General features: G+C 69.8%; 14 protein-coding genes and 1 riboswitch. Of the genes, 3 read left to right on the top strand and 11 right to left on the bottom strand.

Annotation, left to right across the window (positions count from 1 at the left end; translation table 11 throughout):
* Positions 1–11: 11 nt before the first annotated feature.
* Positions 12–812 carry an ABC transporter ATP-binding protein gene (locus tag JYK17_RS33295; RefSeq protein ID WP_108008239.1) on the top strand — a complete coding sequence of 267 codons (801 nt, stop codon included), beginning with the start codon at positions 12–14 and terminating at the stop codon, positions 810–812.
* Complete coding sequence (locus JYK17_RS33290) at positions 812–3340, top strand: ABC transporter permease (protein WP_222811837.1); 2529 nt, start codon at positions 812–814, stop codon at positions 3338–3340. Before JYK17_RS33295 ends, JYK17_RS33290 begins: the two co-directional genes overlap by 1 nt.
* A gap of 87 nt (positions 3341–3427) precedes the next feature.
* Here JYK17_RS33290 and JYK17_RS33285 read toward each other — a convergent pair whose 3' ends face one another.
* From JYK17_RS33285 to JYK17_RS33250, 8 genes are all read right to left on the bottom strand, one after another.
* The gene (locus tag JYK17_RS33285; protein ID WP_222811836.1) at positions 3428–4729 is read right to left on the bottom strand and encodes an SAM-dependent methyltransferase; all 1302 of its coding nucleotides are present in this window, start codon (positions 4727–4729) and stop codon (positions 3428–3430) included.
* A 246-nt stretch (positions 4730–4975) separates the two neighbouring features.
* Positions 4976–6358 (bottom strand): NAD(P)/FAD-dependent oxidoreductase, encoded by a 1383-nt coding sequence (locus JYK17_RS33280; protein WP_108008245.1) that lies wholly within the window; start codon positions 6356–6358, stop codon positions 4976–4978.
* 442 nt (positions 6359–6800) lie between these two features.
* On the bottom strand, positions 6801–7742 hold the full coding sequence (locus JYK17_RS33275; protein WP_222811835.1) for a Ppx/GppA phosphatase family protein: 942 nt from the start codon (positions 7740–7742) through the stop codon (positions 6801–6803).
* Between the two features lie 149 nt (positions 7743–7891).
* Positions 7892–8419, bottom strand: coding sequence for a DUF501 domain-containing protein (locus JYK17_RS33270; protein ID WP_222811834.1), 528 nt, complete (start codon positions 8417–8419; stop codon positions 7892–7894).
* A gap of 39 nt (positions 8420–8458) precedes the next feature.
* Positions 8459–8935 carry an FtsB family cell division protein gene (locus JYK17_RS33265; RefSeq protein ID WP_108008251.1) on the bottom strand — a complete coding sequence of 159 codons (477 nt, stop codon included), beginning with the start codon at positions 8933–8935 and terminating at the stop codon, positions 8459–8461.
* A 110-nt stretch (positions 8936–9045) separates the two neighbouring features.
* Positions 9046–10332 (bottom strand): phosphopyruvate hydratase, encoded by a 1287-nt coding sequence (eno, locus tag JYK17_RS33260; RefSeq protein WP_108008253.1) that lies wholly within the window; start codon positions 10330–10332, stop codon positions 9046–9048.
* Between the two features lie 273 nt (positions 10333–10605).
* Entirely contained in the window at positions 10606–11283 is a 678-nt protein-coding gene (locus JYK17_RS33255) for a transglycosylase family protein (RefSeq protein WP_128802148.1), read from the bottom strand.
* A gap of 3 nt (positions 11284–11286) precedes the next feature.
* Positions 11287–11456, bottom strand: a riboswitch (cyclic di-AMP (ydaO/yuaA leader).
* Positions 11457–11672: 216 nt separating this feature from the next.
* On the bottom strand, positions 11673–12710 hold the full coding sequence (locus JYK17_RS33250) for a LysM peptidoglycan-binding domain-containing protein (RefSeq protein ID WP_108008257.1): 1038 nt from the start codon (positions 12708–12710) through the stop codon (positions 11673–11675).
* A gap of 204 nt (positions 12711–12914) precedes the next feature.
* Between JYK17_RS33250 and JYK17_RS33245 the strand changes: the two genes are divergently transcribed.
* The gene (locus JYK17_RS33245) at positions 12915–14153 is read left to right on the top strand and encodes a cytochrome P450 family protein (RefSeq protein ID WP_222811833.1); all 1239 of its coding nucleotides are present in this window, start codon (positions 12915–12917) and stop codon (positions 14151–14153) included.
* Between the two features lie 527 nt (positions 14154–14680).
* Here the strand turns inward: JYK17_RS33245 and JYK17_RS33240 are convergent.
* The 3 genes from JYK17_RS33240 to JYK17_RS33230 all read right to left on the bottom strand — a co-directional run bounded on the left by JYK17_RS33240 (position 14681) and on the right by JYK17_RS33230 (position 17499).
* Entirely contained in the window at positions 14681–15673 is a 993-nt protein-coding gene (locus JYK17_RS33240; RefSeq protein WP_108008261.1) for a nucleoside triphosphate pyrophosphohydrolase, read from the bottom strand.
* 115 nt (positions 15674–15788) lie between these two features.
* Complete coding sequence (locus JYK17_RS33235) at positions 15789–16436, bottom strand: SurA N-terminal domain-containing protein (protein WP_108008263.1); 648 nt, start codon at positions 16434–16436, stop codon at positions 15789–15791.
* Positions 16437–16671: 235 nt separating this feature from the next.
* Positions 16672–17499 carry a glycoside hydrolase domain-containing protein gene (locus JYK17_RS33230; protein WP_108008265.1) on the bottom strand — a complete coding sequence of 276 codons (828 nt, stop codon included), beginning with the start codon at positions 17497–17499 and terminating at the stop codon, positions 16672–16674.
* Between the last annotated feature and the right edge of the window lie 72 nt (positions 17500–17571).

The raw sequence follows: 17571 nt of genomic DNA, 5'->3' as shown, positions 1-17571 counted from the left end.
AGTTCCTACCCGTGACCACCACACCCGTCGCCGGCCGGGCCACCACCACGGCCGCACGCGCCACGGATCTCTCGAAGATCTACGGACAGGGCGAGACCCAGGTGGTCGCCCTCGACCGGGTCTCCGTCGACTTCCGGCAGGCAGAGTTCACCGCGATCATGGGCCCCTCGGGGTCCGGCAAGTCCACGCTGATGCACTGCGTGGCCGGTCTCGACACCTTCTCCTCCGGCTCGGTGCGCATCGGCGAGACCGAACTCGGCTCCCTGAAGGACAAGCAGCTCACCAAGCTGCGCCGGGACAAGATCGGCTTCATCTTCCAGGCGTACAACCTGCTGCCGACGTTGACGGCCCTGGAGAACATCACCCTTCCGATGGACATCGCGGGCCGCAAGCCCGACAAGCAGTGGCTGGAGACGGTGATCCGGATGGTCGGTCTCAAGGACCGCCTCGGCCACCGGCCCTCCCAGCTCTCCGGCGGCCAGCAGCAGCGCGTCGCCGTGGCCCGCGCCCTCGCCTCCAAGCCGGACATCATCTTCGGCGACGAGCCCACCGGAAACCTCGACTCCCGCTCCGGCGCCGAGGTGCTGGGCTTCCTGCGCAACTCCGTAAGGGAGTTGGGGCAGACGGTCGTGATGGTGACCCACGACCCGGTCGCCGCGGCGTACGCGGACCGGGTGGTCTTCCTCGCCGACGGCCGGATCGTCGACGAGATGTACCGCCCGACGTCCGAAGCGGTCCTCGACTTCATGCGGCATTTTCCTGGGGGAAACCCCCAGACCCCCGAGTTCGACGCGAAGGGCCGTACGAGCTGATGTTCCGCACCGCCCTGCGCAACGTCCTTGCGCACAAGGCCCGGCTCCTGATGACCGTGCTCGCCGTGATGCTCGGCGTGGCGTTCGTCTCCGGGACGCTGGTCTTCACCAACACCATCTCCGATGCGTACCAGAACAGTTCGGCCAAGGGCTTCGACCGGGTCGACGTGGCCGTTGAGGCCAAGTCCCAGGAGGACAAGGGCAATACGATCAGCAAGACGCCCGAGCTGACGCAGGCCATGCTCGACCGGAGCGCGAAGGTTCCGGGCGCGGCGAACGCCGTCGGCGTCGTCAGCGGCTTCACCGCGATCGCCGACAGGCACGGCAAGCTGATCGGCGGCGGCTTCCAGTCACAGGGCGGCAACTACTGGGGCGACAAGGACCCCCGCTACCCGCTGAAGTCGGGCAGCGCACCGCACGGCGCGCACCAGGTCGCCATCGACGCCAAGACGGCCGAGCGCGCCGGGTACAAGGTCGGCGACAAGGTCCGCCTCTCCGTCGACGGCCCGGTCCTCACCCCGACCGTCAGCGGCATCTTCACCACCGACGACGGCAATGTCGCGGCCGGCGGCTCCCTCGCCCTCTACGACACCGCCACCGCCCAGAAGCTGTTCGGCAAGCCCGGCACCTACGACGAGATCGACGTGCGGGCCGCCCCCGGCACCTCCCAGGTCGCGCTGAAGACCGGGCTGGACAACGCGCTGGGCACCAAGCTCGTGGAGACCACCACCGGCAAGAAGCTCGCCGACGACCAGGCCGAGCAGATCTCGTCGTCGATGAGCGGCCTCAAGCAGGGTCTGCTGGTCTTCGCGGGCGTCGCGCTCTTCGTCGGCACGTTCATCATCGCCAACACCTTCACCATGCTGGTCGCCCAGCGCACCAAGGAACTGGCCCTGCTGCGCGCCGTCGGCGCCTCGCGCCGCCAGGTCACCCGCTCCGTGCTGATCGAGGCGTTCGTGGTCGGTGTGGTCGCCGGTGTCACCGGTCTGGTCGCGGGCATCGGCATCGGCGCCGGGCTGCGCGCCCTGATGGGCACGCTCGGCGGCAGCGTCCCGGACGGCCCGCTCGTCATCACGCCGGGCACGGTCGCGACCGCCCTCGTGGTCGGCGTGTTCATCACGATGCTCGCGGCGTGGCTGCCCGGCCGCCGGGCCGCGAAGATCCCGCCGGTCGCCGCGATGAGCAGCATCCACGCGAAGGCGACGACCAAGTCCCTGGTGCTGCGCAACACGTTGGGCGCGCTGTTCAGTGCCGCGGGCATCGCGGTGGTCCTCGCGGCCACCACGATGGACGGCTCGGACGGCCAGGCCCCCATGGGCCTCGGCGCGGTCCTGCTCATCATCGGCGTCTTCATCCTCACGCCGCTGCTCTCGCGCCCGCTGATCGCGGCCGCGGCGCCGGTCCTGCGCATCTTCGGCATCTCCGGCAAGCTGGCCCGGCAGAACTCGGTGCGCAACCCGCGCCGCACGGCGGCCACCGCCTCCGCGCTGATGATCGGGCTCACCCTCATCACCGGCATGACGGTGATGGCGGGCAGCCTGCAGAAGTCGATCGACAAGATGGCCTCGTCCGCCATCAGGGCCGACTACGTGGTCTCCATGGCGAGCGGCAACGAGCTCTCCCCGGACGTCGACAAGAAGCTGAACGCCACCGGCGAGGTCACCGACACCAGCCCGCTGCGCAACGTCTACTCGCGCATCGACGGCTCGGGCGAGTCCCTGACCGGAGTGAACGGCGCGGCGATCGCGAAGCTGACGGACCTGAAGGTGGACAACGGCGCCTTCAAGGTGGGCGGCGGCCAGGTCGTCGTGGACGAGGACACCGCCAAGTCCTATGGCTGGAGGGAGGGTTCGAGCTTCACCGCGCACTACGAGGACGGGAAGTCGACCCCGCTGACGGTCTCCGGCATCTACGAGGGCAACGAGCTGATCCGCGGCATCCTGGTCGACAGCCGGACCGTCACCCCGCACATGACCGACCCGGGTGACATGCAGGTCCTGGTGAAGACGGCGGACGGCGCGTCCGGCGCCACCAAGGACAAGCTGGAGAAGGCCCTCGGCAGCAACCCGGCCATCAAGGTCCAGAGCAAGCAGGACCTGTCCGACGACATCGCGAAGATGTTCACGCTGATGCTGAACATGCTCTACGGCCTGCTCGCCATGGCCGTGATCGTCGCGGTCCTCGGTGTCATCAACACCCTGGCCATGTCGGTCTTCGAACGCTCGCAGGAGATCGGCATGCTCCGGGCGATCGGCCTGGACCGCAAGGGCATCAAGCGCATGGTCCGCCTGGAGTCCCTGGTGATCTCCCTGTTCGGCGGCGTGCTCGGCATCGGCTTGGGCGTCTTCTTCGGCTGGGCGGCCGGCGAACTGCTCGGCACCAAGATGGCGACGTACGAACTGGTCCTGCCCTGGGCGCGGATGGGGGTCTTCCTCCTGCTGGCCGCCGCGGTCGGCGTCCTGGCCGCCCTGTGGCCGGCCCGGCGGGCGGCGCGCCTGAACACGCTGACGGCCATCAAGTCGGAGTAGCACTACGGGACGCAGCACTACGGGACGCAGCACTACGGGACAAGGGGCCCCGTCCGGTCGCCGGGCGGGGCCCCTTCTGCCGTACTCCTACGACGCCGGGACGCCCCAGGTGCGGGCCCTGAGCGGCAGCCCCGAAGCGCCGCTCTCCGGGGTCTTGACGGCCAGCACCTGGTTGACGCCGATGCGGTTGTGCTCGAAGGCCAGGGCGCACGCGGCCATGTAGAGCCGCCAGACACGGGCCCGCCCGGCGCCGGCCAGTCGCTTCGAACGCGCCCACTCCGTCTCCAGGTTGGCCACCCAGCGGCGCAGGGTGAGGGCGTAGTGCTCGCGGATCGACTCGACGTCGCGCACCTCGAACCCGGCGCGTTCGAGCTGGGTGACGGTCGTGCCGATGGGAGCCAGCTCGCCGTCGGGGAAGACGTAGGCGTCGATGAACTCGTCGACGTTGTACGCCGATTCGTCCCGCTGCGGCCGCCGGGCGATCTGGTGGTTGAGCAGCCTGCCGCCGGGGCGCAGCAGGGTGTGCAGGTCCCGCGCGTACTCCAAGTACCGTTCCGCGCCGACGTGTTCGGCCATGCCGATGGAGGAGATGGCGTCGTAGGGCCCGTCGGCGACGTCGCGGTAGTCCTGGACCCGGATCTCCACGCGGTCGGTCAGGCCCTCGTCGGCGACGCGCTTGCGGGCGTAGGCGGCCTGTTCCTGGGAGAGGGTGACGCCGACGACGCTCACGCCGTGCTCGCGCGCGGCGTGGATGGCCATGGAGCCCCAGCCGCAGCCGACGTCGAGGAGTCGCTGACCGGGCGTCAGGCCGAGCTTGCCGCAGACGAGTTCGAGCTTGTCGCGCTGGGCCTGCTCCAGGGTGCCGTCCTCTTGCCAGTAGGCGCACGAGTACACCATGGAGGGGCCGAGGACGATCTCGTAGAAGTCGTTGCCGACGTCGTAGTGGTGGCTGATGGCGCGCCTGTCGCTGCGTTTGGTGTGCAGATGCTTGCGGGCCTTGCGGACCTCCTCGGGAGGCGGGGCGGGCGGCAGCGGAAGCCCGGCCATCCTCACCAGTCCGCGGGCGGCCGAGCGCACCTCCGGGTCGCCGAGCGCCTGCAGCAGGGTCCGCGCGTCCTCGCCGCGCTCCCACACCAGTGACGCCATCCGGTCGAGGCCCTCGTAGAGGTCACCCTCGATGTCCAGGTCCCCGGCCACCCAGGCCCGGGCCAGGCCCAGTTCCCCCGGTTTCCACAGCAGCCGGCGCAGTGCGCGGCGGTTGCGCACGACGAGCGCGGGTGCGCCCGGCGGCCCGGCCACCGAACCGTCCCAGGCGCGGATGCGCACCGGCAACGGCACCCCCAGCAACTGTTCTACGAGGCTCTTCAGCCGCAGCGCGGCGTCAGCCATGGTGCACACCTCCGTGACAGCGATCCCGGAATGTTCAGTCAACACGTAAACACCGATGGAGCCCTTGTACAGTCCCCCGTGCGCGTTACGGCTCGGCAAAATACATGCAGGGACCATCTACTTGCTCGGGGTGATACCCGGAGAACAGCGACACCGGGGAACGCCGAAGGATCCGGATACGCCGAAGGACCTCCCGCACCACGGATGGCGGGAGGTCCTTCGGTTCGTACGGCGACCGGGATCCGGTCAGGAGGCCTTGGCCTCGGTCTTCTCCTTCGGCGCGGCGGCCACCGGCGCCGGCTTGGCGGCCTCGTAGAACTCCTCGCGCGGGTGCTCCATGGCGCCGAGGGAGACGACCTCGCGCTTGAGGAACATGCCGAGGGTCCAGTCGGCGAAGACGCGGACCTTGCGGTTCCAGGTCGGCATGGCCAGACCGTGGTAGCCGCGGTGCATGTACCAGGCCAGACGGCCCTTGACCTTGATCTTCATCTTGCCCATGACGATCATCGCGACGCCCTTGTGGAGCCCGAGACCGGCCACCGCACCCTTGTTGGCGTGCGAGTAGTCCTGCTGCGGGAAGCCCCGCATACCGGAGATCACGTTGTCGCCGAGGACCTTGGCCTGACGCAGCGCGTGCTGGGCGTTCGGCGGGCACCAGGCGTTCTCGTTGCCCGCCTTGCGGCCGACGAGGTCCGGGACCTGGGCGTTGTCGCCGGCGGCCCAGATGTAGTCGGTGCCCTTGACCTGGAGGGTCGGCTCGCAGTCGACGTGACCGCGGGGGCCGAGCGGCAGGCCGTAGCGGGACAGGACCGGGTTCGGCTTGACGCCGGCGGTCCAGACGATCGTGTTGGAGTCGACCTCGAGGCCGTTCTTCAGGACCACGTGGCCGTCGACGCAGGAGTCCATCGAGGTGGAGAGGTAGATCTCCACGCCGCGGCTCTCCAGGTGCTCCTTGCCGTAGGCGCCCAGCTTGGGGCCGACCTCGGGCAGGATCTTGTCGGCGGCGTCGACGAGGATGAAGCGCATGTCCTCGCGGGACACGTTGGTGTAGTACTTGGCCGCGTCGCGAGCCAGGTCCTCGACCTCACCGATGGTCTCCGCACCGGCGAAGCCGCCGCCGACGAAGACGAAGGTGAGCGCCTTGCGGCGGATCTCCTCGTCGGTGGTGGAGTCGGCCTTGTCGAGCTGCTCGAGGACGTGGTTGCGCAGGCCGATGGCCTCCTCGATGCCCTTCATGCCGATGCCCTGCTCGGCGAGGCCGGGGATCGGGAAGGTGCGGGAGACCGCGCCGAGCGCGATCACCAGGTAGTCGAAGGGCAGCTCGTACGCCTCGCCGACCAGCGGGGCGACGGTTGCGACCTTGCGGTCCTGGTCGATGGTGGTGACCCGGCCGGTGAGAACCTCCGCCTTCGGCAGCACGCGTCGCAGCGGGACGACGACGTGGCGCGGGGAGATGTTGCCGGCGGCGGTTTCGGGCAGGAAGGGCTGGTAGGTCATGTACGACCGGGGGTCGACGACCGTGACGGTCGCCTCGCCGTAGCGCATCTTCTTCTGGATGCGCCGAGCTGCGTACAGGCCTACGTACCCACCGCCTACTACGAGGATCCTGGGACGCTCCGTGGTGCTCATGCCATCGAGTATCCACCTGGCTCAGGGGGGTACCTCGTGCGCCCCTTCACAAGGTCTTGCAGGGGGTGTGTTATCCTCCGCGACCCGCTTGACCGGCGCGATTCCGCCGGGTGGTTCACGTGGGCGGTACGTCCCCTTGTGAAAGCCCCGTGAGCTGGCTCTCCGTCTCCGGACGACCGCCGTGAGGGGTCCGAAACGAGCTTCCGCGAGACCCTCTCACAGCGCCCTCAGCTGCCCCGATTGAACATGTTCAAGGGCTTGTTGACCCCCGAAAGGCTCAAGCGGAGCGCTTTTCATGCTTCCACAGGGCGGAATCTCTTGTGAAGAACTTCACGAACTTCGTCGGCGACACCGCGCCGAACGCCCCCGGAGGCCCCCTCGGTCACGCTCATACGCTATCCGACCTGCTCGTCCGAGAGCTACCGCTCAGTAGTAAAGAGGGCTACGCCAAGGACCACGCGATGCCGTCGAGGATGTCGTGCTCGCTCACCACGACCTCCTCGGCCCCGATCCGCTCCATGATCGAGAGCAGCACGAGGGCTCCCGCTGCGATCACGTCGACGCGGCCCGGGTGCATGGAGGGGACGGCCGCGCGCTCGGCGTGGGTGGAGTGCAGCAGCCACTCGGTGATCTCGCGGACCTTCTCGCGCGGGACGCGGGAGTGGTGGATGCGCCGCGAGTCGTACTCGGGCAGCTCCTGCGCGATCGCCGACACGGTCATGACCGACCCCGCGAGGCCGACCAGCGTGCGTGCCTCGCGCAGCGGGACGCTCTCCTCGGCGAGGTCGAGCGCCCGCTCGATGTCGGCCCGTACGGCCGCGATCTGCTCCTCGGCGGGCGGGTCGGTGACCGCGCCGTCCCGCACGAGGTGCCGCTCGGTCATCCTCACGCAGCCGACGTCCACGGAGCGGGCTCCGCGCACCTGCTCGTCGCCCACGACGAACTCGGTGGAGCCGCCGCCGATGTCGACGACCAGGTACGGCCTGTCGAGGTGGTCGCTGCCCGTCAGCTCCTTCGTCGCACCGGTGAAGGAGAACTCGGCCTCCTGATCACCGGTGATGACCTCGGGCTCGACGCCGAGGATGTCGAGCACGCCGCGCACGAAGTCGTCGCGGTTCTCGGCGTCCCGCGAGGCCGAGGTGGCCACGAAGCGAAGCCGCTCGGCCCCGTGCTCCTTGATGACCGCGGCGTACTCCCGGCAGGCGGCGAACGTCCGCTCCAGCGCCTCGGGAGCCAGCCGCCCGGTCCGGTCGACACCCTGCCCGAGCCGCACGATGGTCATACGCCGGTCCAGATCGACCAGTTCACCGGTCCCGGGATCGGCGTCGGCGACGAGCAGCCGGATGGAGTTGGTACCGCAGTCGATGGCGGCGACGCGGGTCATGTGGGAGGCCCTTCCGTGTTCGCGGTGGTGGCCGCGTGAGCGTTTCGATGCCGGTCCGGTCGTCTCAGCCCGTCCGGCGCTTGAGGACGAGGCCCTTTCGGGGCCGAAGCGGGGCCTGGGGCGCAGCCCCGGGCCGGCCGCAGCGACCGTCACTCCTCAGCGGCGCCCGGCACCACACACGCCCCCTTGCGCCACCACTCGGGCAGCATCGCGATCGCCTCGTCGCCGAGCGGGTTGACGCCCGGACCGGCGGCCAGGGAGTGCGCCACCAGGACGTGCAGGCACTTCACCCGGTCCGGCATGCCCCCGGCGCTGGGAAAGCCCTCCAGCACCTCGATCTCGTCACGGCGCCGGATGTAGTCCTCGTGCGCCGAGCGATAGGCCGCGGCCAGCTCCGGGTCGGTCTGCAGCCGCTCGGTCATCTCCTTCATGACGCCGTTCGCCTCCAGCGTGCCGATCGCGGAGGCGGCGCGCGGGCAGGTCAGGTAGTACGTCGTCGGGAAGGGCGTGCCGTCGGGCAGCCGCGGAGCGGTCTCCACGACGTCCGGCTGCCCGCACGGGCAGCGGTGCGCGATGGCGCGCAGGCCGCGCGGCGGCCGCCCGAGCTGCTGCTTGAAGGCCTCGACGTCCGCGTCGGTGGGCTCGGTGCGCGGGGTGGGCGGCGGGGGCGTTTCCATGCCTGTCTTTCTGCTTGTTCAGCTTGCCTGTTGTGCGGTTCACCGGTCGGAGGCGTCCGACTTGTCGACCCCGTCCCAGACGTTGGTGTACCAGGGGCGGTCGGCCGCGCCCAGCTCGGTGCGCGACTGCCTGCCCGCGTGCGGGCCGACGACGATGTAGCCCGTCTCGCCCGGCATCACGTAGTGCAGCCGCTGCCGGATCTGCTGCTCGGCGTAGGAGTCGTCCTGCCAGCGTGCCTTGAGGTCGCGCAGCTGCTCCACCCGCTCGCGCGCCTGCTCCTTCTGCCGCTGCAGGTCGGAGATCTCGGAGCGCTGGGAGACGTACTGCCTTATGGGATACGCCAGCGCGACGACCAGGGAGCACAGGACCAGCGCGAGCAGCGCGGCCCGGCCGGTCAGCCGCGAGCGCCGGGCCTGGCGCTTGGTCTGGGATCGGTAGACACGGGCCGCCGTCTGCTCACCGAGCAGCTTGATCCTGGTCGCGGTCGAGAACCGGTCCCGGTCCTTGACGGCCATAGCCCCGCCTCCCGTGCACACGTGCGTACGTCCCCGCACACGGTACGGGACCGGTACGGGGACGTACGTACGACTGGCGCAGCCTTGACCCTTAACGGGTCAGTGGCGGCTCAGCCCTTGAAGCGCGGGAAGGCGCTGCGGCCCGCGTACACCGCTGCGTCGTCGAGGATCTCCTCGATGCGCAGCAGCTGGTTGTACTTGGCGACGCGCTCGGAGCGGGCCGGGGCGCCGGTCTTGATCTGGCCGCAGTTGGTGGCGACGGCCAGGTCGGCGATGGTGACGTCCTCGGTCTCGCCGGAGCGGTGGGACATCATGCACTTGAAGCCGTTGCGCTGGGCGAGCTCGACGGCGTCCAGGGTCTCGGTCAGCGAACCGATCTGGTTGACCTTCACGAGCAGGGCGTTGGCGGAGCCCTCCTCGATGCCGCGGGCCAGCCGCTCGGGGTTGGTGACGAACAGGTCGTCGCCGACCAGCTGCACCTTGTCGCCGATGCGGTCGGTGATGACCTTCCAGCCGGCCCAGTCGTCCTCGTACAGCGGGTCCTCGATGGAGACGAGCGGGTAGGCCGCCACGAGCTCCTCGTAGTACTCCGTCATCTCGGCGGCGGAGCGCTCCTTGCCCTCGAAGAGGTACTTGCCGTCCTTGTAGAACTCGGAGGCGGCGACGTCGAGCGCGAGGGCGATCTGCTGGCCGGGGACGTAACCGGCCTCCTTGATGGCCTCGAGGATGAGGTCGAGGGCGGCGCGGTTGGACTCGAGGTTCGGGGCGAAGCCGCCCTCGTCGCCGAGACCGGTGGACAGGCCCTTGGACTTCAGGACCTTCTTCAGCGTGTGGTACACCTCGGCGCCCCAGCGCAGGGCCTCGGAGAAGGTCTCCGCGCCGATCGGGGCGATCATGAACTCCTGGATGTCCACGTTGGAGTCGGCGTGCGAGCCGCCGTTCAGGATGTTCATCATCGGCACCGGCAGCAGGTGCGCGTTCGGGCCGCCCAGGTAGCGGAAGAGCGGCAGGTCGGACGCCTCGGAGGCGGCGTGGGCCACGGCGAGGGAGACGCCGAGGATGGCGTTGGCGCCGAGCGAGCCCTTGTTGTCGGTGGCGTCCAGGTCGAACATCGCCTGGTCGATCAGGCGCTGCTCGGTGGCGTCGTAGCCGACCAGCTCCGGGCCGATCTGCTCGATCACGGCGAGGACGGCCTTCTCGACGCCCTTGCCCTGGTAGCGGTTGGGGTCACCGTCGCGGAGCTCGATGGCCTCGAAGGCGCCCGTGGAGGCGCCGGACGGGACGGCGGCACGACCCGTGCTGCCGTCGTCGAGGCCGACCTCGACCTCGACCGTGGGGTTGCCTCGGGAGTCCAGGATTTCCCGGGCTACGACGACGTCGATGGACGGCACGAGCATCTCCTTCTTCAATGTGACGCGGCTACGCAGCGCCGCAGTGGGCTCTGCGAGACGAGCCTAACCGGCCCGGGCCGATCGGCCACGCGATCGCCCACCCCTTGGGCAGAACCGAGAGTAAATTGTTTCCGAACGGAACAAAAACCGGCACGGAAGCATGGATGCACGGGTACGGATGCACGGGCACGAATGCACGCGGGCAGAAAAGACCCCGCCCCGGTGCGTACGGGGGAACACGCACCGAGGCGGGGAGTCCGTGGGGACGGGGGCGGGCTGCTACTTCAGGTGCAGCTGCTGGCCCGGGTAGATCAGGTCGGCGTCCTGGACGATGTCCTTGTTCAGCTTGAACAGCTTCGACCAGCCGCCGGAGACGTGGTGCTTGGCGGCGATGGTGCTGAGGGTGTCGCCCTTGACGACCTTGTACTCGCCGTCGCCCTTCTTGACCTTCTTGCCGGTCGGGGTGGTGACGGTCTTCTGGCTCTTCTGCGTCTTCGCGGCCGGACGCTCGGAGGAGCGGGAGGCGGCCTGCGAGTCGGAGTGCGTGGTGGTGCTCGGCTTCGCGGCGGCGGCGCCGTTGTAGGCGGCACCGGACAGGCCCGTGCCGCAGACCGGCCAGGCACCCTTGCCCTGCGCGGCGAGAACCTTCTCGGCGACGGCTATCTGCTGCGACTTGCTGGCCTGGTTGGCCTGCGGGGCGTAGGCGGTGCCGCCGTACGCGGCCCAGGTGGAGGCGGAGAACTGCAGGCCGCCGTAGTAACCGTTGCCGGTGTTGATGGACCAGTTGCCGCCCGACTCGCACTGGGCGACCTTGTCCCACTCGGAGGAGGTGGCGGCGGAGGCGTTGCCGGCCGCCATCAGCGGGGCGGCGATGGCGACACCGGTGATGCCGGCGAACGCGGCGACGCGGGTGGCCTTGGACGGACGGCGGTGCTTGCCCTGCCCGGAAAACAGCATGCTTGATCCCCTCACCGACGCCTGCGAGGTGAGCTGTCGGGTTCGGGCCGGTTGAGTTGCCCGGTCGCGCCTCGCTCTCGCTCGGCACGGCTACACCCCAAGCCGCCACCGGCAACTTCCCGGTGGGGCACTTACCTTGGGTCCCCCGCTCCTGCCTACGGCGCTTGACGCGACGACTGTTCCCGTACGGCCGCTGGCAGGATTCGGCGTTGCGGCAGCCGGGGCTCGTGTTGACGAGCGGTGAAGACCGTAGACACGCGCTCCACGGAATTTCAAAGACGATCAGGGCTTCTGAGACTCATCCCACACTTTCATCAAACCGGACATCAAGCCCAAAGTGTGACGTGAACTTCCGTTGTTTTTGGCCCTGTTCGCGCCCCTTTCGCTCGCTATTCGCCACCGAGCCGGAGGGTCTGACCGGCGAAGATGTGGTTCGGGTCGGCGCCGATCGCCTTCTTGTTCGCGTCGTAGAGCCGGTGCCATCCGCCGTCCAGGTCAAGCGAGTCGGCGATGGAGGCGAGAGTGTCGCCGGCACGGACGGTGTAGGTGTCGTCCGCGTGACCGCCGGCCGGGGACTCGTCGGCGCTCGCGCCACGGTGCCGACCACTGCCGGTCGGGCCGGTGTCCACCAGGCTCCAAGAGCCCACCGGCTGCTGGACGTTGTCCGAGTCGTCCCCCTTCGCACCGCTCGGCGTCGAGGCGGACGACGAACTGGACGGCGAAGCCGATGTGTCGGACTTGGCGGAGTTGTCCGTCTCGTCCGGAGACGCCGAGGGGGATGCACTGGAGGACGAATCCGGCGAACCGGACGAACCCCACGAGCCGGTCGAATCATCCGAATTGGATGAACCGGAGGGGCTGGAGGAGCTGGAGGAAGAGGTCTCGTCGGACGTGTCGCCCGACGCGGACGAGTTGGACAGACCGGTGGAGCCGTACATCCCGGACGAATCCGATGAAGCCGAAGAATCCGAAGAACCTGATGGATCGGATGAGGCGGACGAATCGGATGAACCGCCGCCCAGCACACCGGTGTCGATGTCGTCCGAGCCCGAGGCCTCGGTCAGCCCCGAGGTCAGTCCGCAGGTGTGGAAGGCGCCGACGCCCTTGGCGTCGAGGATCTTCTCGGCGACGGCTATCTGCTGGTTGCGGCTGGCGAGGTCGGGCCTGGAGGCGTAGTCGAGGCCGCCGTACTTGTCCCAGTCGTCCTGGCTCAGCTTCAGGCCGCCGTAGAAACCGCTGCCGTCGTTCTGGCTCCAGGCGCCGTCGGTCTCGCACTGCGCCACCTTGTCCCACGCGGTGCCGTCGGCCGCGTTCGCGGCGGAGGCGCCGAGGAGCGGGATGGCGATGGCGGAGCCGGTCACTCCGGCGGCGACGATGATGGCCGGGGCCTGGCGGGGGCGACGGTGTCGACCGTTCCCGGAGAGCATGCAGGAGCCTTTCGCGAGACAGCGCTGAGCGGCGCGGCGCATGATGCTGGGCACCGCGCTGGTGGGTGAAGGTATCGGCTGACGATCACTTGTCACAAGTTAATGCCGCGCAGATCACGTGAAGATCACATAGTTGAAAGCGTGTCATCTTTGACCGGTTCCCTGCGGCGGCACGGTCGCCGGCCGTCCGGTTACCGTCGTGGGGTGAACCTCCCGAACGCCGCCCCCGAACTCTTCAGCCGGGAGTTCGCCGACGACCCGTACCCGGCCTACGCCTGGCTGCGCGAGCACTCCCCCGTCCACTGGACGACGCTGCCCAGCGGGGTCGAGGCGTGGCTGGTCACCCGCTACGACGACGCTCGTCAGGCGCTGGCCGACGGGCGGCTGTCGAAGAACCCCGACCATCACGCCGAGGACGCGCAGGGCAAGAGCAGGACCGGCATCCCGGGCGAGCGCAGCGCCAATCTGATGACGCATCTGCTCAACATCGACCCGCCGGACCACACCCGGCTGCGCCGGCTCGTCTCCAAGGCGTTCACCCCGCGGCGGGTGGCGGAATTCACGCCACGCGTGCAGGAGTTGACGGACGATCTCATCGACCGGTTCGCGCCGCGCGGCGAGGCCGATCTGATCCATGAGTTCGCCTTCCCCCTCCCGATCTACGCCATCTGCGACCTGCTCGGCGTCCCACGCGAGGACCAGGACGACTTCCGCGACTGGGCGGGCATGATGATCCGGCACGGCGGGGGGCCGCGCGGCGGGGTCGCCCGTTCGGTGAAGAAGATCCGTGACTATCTCACCGAGTTGATCCACCGCAAGCGCGGCGACCTCGGCGACGACCTGATCTCGGGGCTCATCCGCGCCTCCGACCACGGCGAGCACCTCACCGAGAACGAGGCCGCCGCGATGTGCTTCGTGCTTCTCTTCGCCGGCTTCGAGACCACCATCAATCTCATCGGCAACGGGACGTACGCGCTGCTGCGCAACCCCGTGCAGCGGGCCCGGCTCCAGGAGTCGCTGCGGCGCGGGGAGAGCGCGCTGCTCGACACCGCCGTGGAGGAACTGCTCCGCTACGACGGCCCGGTGGAACTGGCGACCTGGCGCTTCGCCACCGAGCCCCTCACCGTCGGCGGGCAGCGCATCGCCACCGGCGACCCCGTCCTGGTCGTACTGGCCGCGGCCGACCGCGACCCCGCGCGCTTCCCGGAGCCCGACACGCTCGACCTCTCCCGCCGGGACAACCAGCACCTCGGCTACGGCCACGGCATCCACTACTGCCTCGGCGCTCCCCTGGCCCGCCTCGAAGGCCGCACCGCACTGGAGACCCTGCTGCGCCGCCTGCCCGACCTCGAACTCGCCGCAGACCCAGCCGACCTGCGCCGCCGCGGCGGCCTCATCATGCGCGGCCTACGAGACCTGCCGGTCCGCTTCACCCCGACCTGACCGGGATTTGTCGGCGACGGCTGAGCGGTTGTCGCTTGCGGCACCCAAGCCGTCGCCGTCGGCGGCGCTCCAGCGGTCGTCGCCGTGGCCGGCAGCCGGTCAGTCGCCGGCGGCAGCCGAGTCGTTGTCGCCTGCGGCACTCAGCGATCGGCGTCGGCGGCAGTCAAGCGACAGTCACCGCCGCCACCGGCCGATCAGTCGACGACGGCAGCCATGTGGTCGTCGCCCGCGGCGCCCAAGCCATCGCCGACGGGCGCCGAGCGGTCGTCGCCCGCGGCGCCCAAGCGATCGCCATCGCCGCCACCGCCACCGGCACCGGCACCGGCACCGGCACCCAAGCGTTCACCGCCACCGCCAACGGCCGATCCGTCACAGGCCGCAGCCGAGCAGTTGTCGCCCACGGCGCCCAAACCGTCACCCCCACCGGCACCCAAGCGATCGCCGCCACCGCCAACAGCCGATCAACCGCCCGCAGCAGCCAAGTACCTGTCGCCCCCGGCGCTCACCATCGCCACCGCCAACACCAATTAACCGCCGGCAGCAGCCGGGCCCCCCTCCTCCGTCCGTATGATCGCGTCGCGGTAGGCGCGGGCCGCTGCGCGTAGGGCCGTTTCCGGGTCCACTCCCTCGGTCTCGGCGCGAATGGCCAGGGCGAGGAGTTCGTAGCCGATGCCCTCGGCGGGGGGCAGGGGGACGTCGAGGTTGGCCGTTCGGGCCCGGGACGCGAGCTTGGCGGCGAGGGCCAGGCCCGGCTGGCCCAGTGGGACGCCCTCGGTGACCGAGGTGCGCTGCTTCTCGACGGCCTTGGTGCGCAGCCAGTGCTCCTTGACCTCCTCGGGCGTCGAGGCGGTCGCGTCGCCGAAGACATGCGGGTGGCGGTGGATGAGCTTGGCGACGATCCCGGCGGCCACGTCGTCCACCGAGAAGGGGGCGTCCGGGTCGTCCTCGGCTATGCGGGCGTGGAAGATCACCTGGAGCAGGACGTCGCCCAGCTCCTCGCGCAGCTCGTCGCGGTCGCCGTCCTCGATCGCCTCGACGAGTTCGTACGCCTCCTCGATGCCGTACTTCGCCAGGCCCTTGTGGGTCTGCTGGGAGGACCACGGGCACTCGACGCGGATCCGGTCCATGACCTGGACGAGGTCCAGGAGCCGGGCGCCCGGGAGGTCGTAGGAGGCGGGCAGCAGCTCCAGTTCCGGCATCTGCACGCGTCCGGAGCCGGCGAGACGGGCCAGGCCGTCGGTGAGCGCCGGCTCGCCCTCGCCGGTCGCCACGACCACGACGGTGTGTCCGCCGGCGCACAGGGCGACCAGCTCCTCGGCCGTGGGCGAGGTCTCGTCCACGGCGGTGCCGGCCTCGCGCAGATACGGCAGCTGCGGGTGGGCCCCGTCCGCGCACAGCACCCGGTCGGCGGCGTGCAGCGCCTGCCAGGCCGGCCAGGACAGCAGGCCGGGCGCGACGCGATGGCTGGTGGTGAGCAGGACGATGCGGCCGGGGGCCTCTTCGGGGCTGGTTGCGTTCACGATCCGAACGTAACTCACGGCGCCGACCGCCCCGGAAGTTATCCACAGGCCGGCCGGCACCCGCCGTACCGTTACGCCCGGCGCGTCACCGTCACGTAGGCCCGGCGCGTCACCGTCATGCCGACTGCTGCGTCCCCGACGACGTGACCTCGCGCACCCACGGCGTCTTGGCGTCGACGCGGCTGCTCTTCTGGACGTCCCAGGCGCCGTAGCGCGGGTTCAGGTCGACCTTGAGTTCCTTGGACGCCTTGGACAGGGCGTTCCAGAAGGCCGGCTTGCTGGTGTCGGTGCCGAGGCTCTGGGCGAGCTTCTGCGCCTCCAGCTGAAGGCGCAGATTGTCGTCGAGGCGCCGCGGGGCGACGCCGTACTGCTGCAGCCAGGCCGTCTCGAGGGCCTTGGAGCCGCCGACCTGCTGCTCCAGGCCGGTGCGCATCTGCTGGATCTCCTTGGGGGTGACCTTGATGTCCGCGTCCTGGGCGGCCCGGTGCAGCACCCGGTCGAGGACCAGGCTGTGCAGGGTGTCGCGGGTCAGGGTGCCGGTCTGTGCGACGGCCTGCTGGTACTGCGCCTCGTCCTTCACGGCCGCGCGCTGCGCCGAGCGCACCTCTTTCACCCGGTTCTCCAGCTGCGCCACGGTGATCCGCTGCCCGCCGACGACGGCGGCCGCGCCGGGATGCGCGTCGCTTCCACAGGCGGTGAGCAGGGGTGCCGCCGCGGCGATCGCGGCGGTGAGGACGAGCGCGGTGCGACGGCGGCGGTGCAAGGAAGCCTCCCGGGGAGCTTGTGCGACGGAGCACAAAGTCTTGCGGTGATCGATGGTATGCAGCGGCCAAGCTCTGGCCAACCCATTCGACCAACGATTCACCACGACTTCGGGCACCGCCGCGCCTCGCACCCGCCCCACGCGACCAGCCGCACGAGCGACCCGCCGCACGAGCGACCCGCCGCACGCACAACCCGCCGCACGCGTCATGTGCCGCACGCGCGCGTGCGGGCCGTCAGCCCGTGATGGCCACCGGCCCGTCCCAGGCGTCCCGGTCCACGGTGATCGTGTGACCGCCGCGCGTCTCCTTGCTGTTGACCATGTACTGGTGGCCGCGGCTGTGCGAGGTGAACTGCGTCTTGCCGAACGGCCAGTCCGTGGTCGTGGTGTTCTTCTTGTCCCACAGCGCGTACCAGAGGTTGCCCGGCAGGTCGGTCCTGTCCTTGGCGTTCGCGACGGCCTTCGCGCTGGAGCTGGTGAAGCCGTAGTAGCCCGCGCGGTACACCTTGGCGTGCAGTTCCTTGTCGAAGGCGCGGACGTAGCCGAGCACGGCGTTGTTGCACGAGGTGTTCGTGATGTCGTACGACTCCATGTCGAGGTAGATCGGGCTGCCGGCCTTCATGCCGAGCGCCTTGGCCTTGGACACGGCGTCGTCCGCGTCGGCCTTGCCGAGCGAGGCGGCGGTGGACGCGGTGAGCTTCTCCGGGTTGGAGCCGGACTGGCAGGGCGGCTGGGCGCCGACGTAGATCGGGACGAGCTTCCAGCCGACCGCGCTGACCGACTTCACCCAGGAGGCGGTGAGGTTGGGCTGGGAGCAGCCGCGGTTCCTGCCGCCGACGTAGACGGCGGCGGCGCCGTAGAAGCCGGTGTGCCAGGCCTTCATCGCGGAGAGGGAGGGCGCGGTGCAGGTGTCGAAAACGCGCCCTGTGTACGTCTTCTGCGCGGGCCAGGTGGTGGCGGCCATGGACGTCTGGGCGGCGAGGCCGGCTCCGGCGACGACGGCGGCCCCTGCGACGGCCCATGTGATGTGTCTGCGCTTCTTGGACTGCTTGTGACCGGCCATGAATACCCCACCCCTGGTTGTGCCTTGCGCGGCGAAAAGGAACCGCAACGTATCCCGCGCCGATCATGCGTT

It is taken from the genome of Streptomyces plumbidurans (genome assembly GCF_019857225.1).
Classification (GTDB): Bacteria; Actinomycetota; Actinomycetes; order Streptomycetales; family Streptomycetaceae; genus Streptomyces; species Streptomyces plumbidurans.
This window is presented reverse-complemented; position numbering and strand designations above follow the sequence as displayed.

Coding starts and splice junctions, on each gene's coding strand:
- eno (WP_108008253.1), bottom strand. CDS start 10,332: ATGCTCGTGCCGTCCATCGACGTCGTCGTAGCCCGGGAAATCCTGGAC.
- JYK17_RS33285 (WP_222811836.1), bottom strand. CDS start 4,729: ATGGCTGACGCCGCGCTGCGGCTGAAGAGCCTCGTAGAACAGTTGCTG.
- JYK17_RS33255 (WP_128802148.1), bottom strand. CDS start 11,283: ATGCTGTTTTCCGGGCAGGGCAAGCACCGCCGTCCGTCCAAGGCCACC.
- JYK17_RS33230 (WP_108008265.1), bottom strand. CDS start 17,499: ATGGCCGGTCACAAGCAGTCCAAGAAGCGCAGACACATCACATGGGCC.
- JYK17_RS33275 (WP_222811835.1), bottom strand. CDS start 7,742: ATGACCCGCGTCGCCGCCATCGACTGCGGTACCAACTCCATCCGGCTG.
- JYK17_RS33270 (WP_222811834.1), bottom strand. CDS start 8,419: ATGGAAACGCCCCCGCCGCCCACCCCGCGCACCGAGCCCACCGACGCG.
- JYK17_RS33265 (WP_108008251.1), bottom strand. CDS start 8,935: ATGGCCGTCAAGGACCGGGACCGGTTCTCGACCGCGACCAGGATCAAG.
- JYK17_RS33250 (WP_108008257.1), bottom strand. CDS start 12,710: ATGCTCTCCGGGAACGGTCGACACCGTCGCCCCCGCCAGGCCCCGGCC.
- JYK17_RS33290 (WP_222811837.1), top strand. CDS start 812: ATGTTCCGCACCGCCCTGCGCAACGTCCTTGCGCACAAGGCCCGGCTC.
- JYK17_RS33280 (WP_108008245.1), bottom strand. CDS start 6,358: ATGAGCACCACGGAGCGTCCCAGGATCCTCGTAGTAGGCGGTGGGTAC.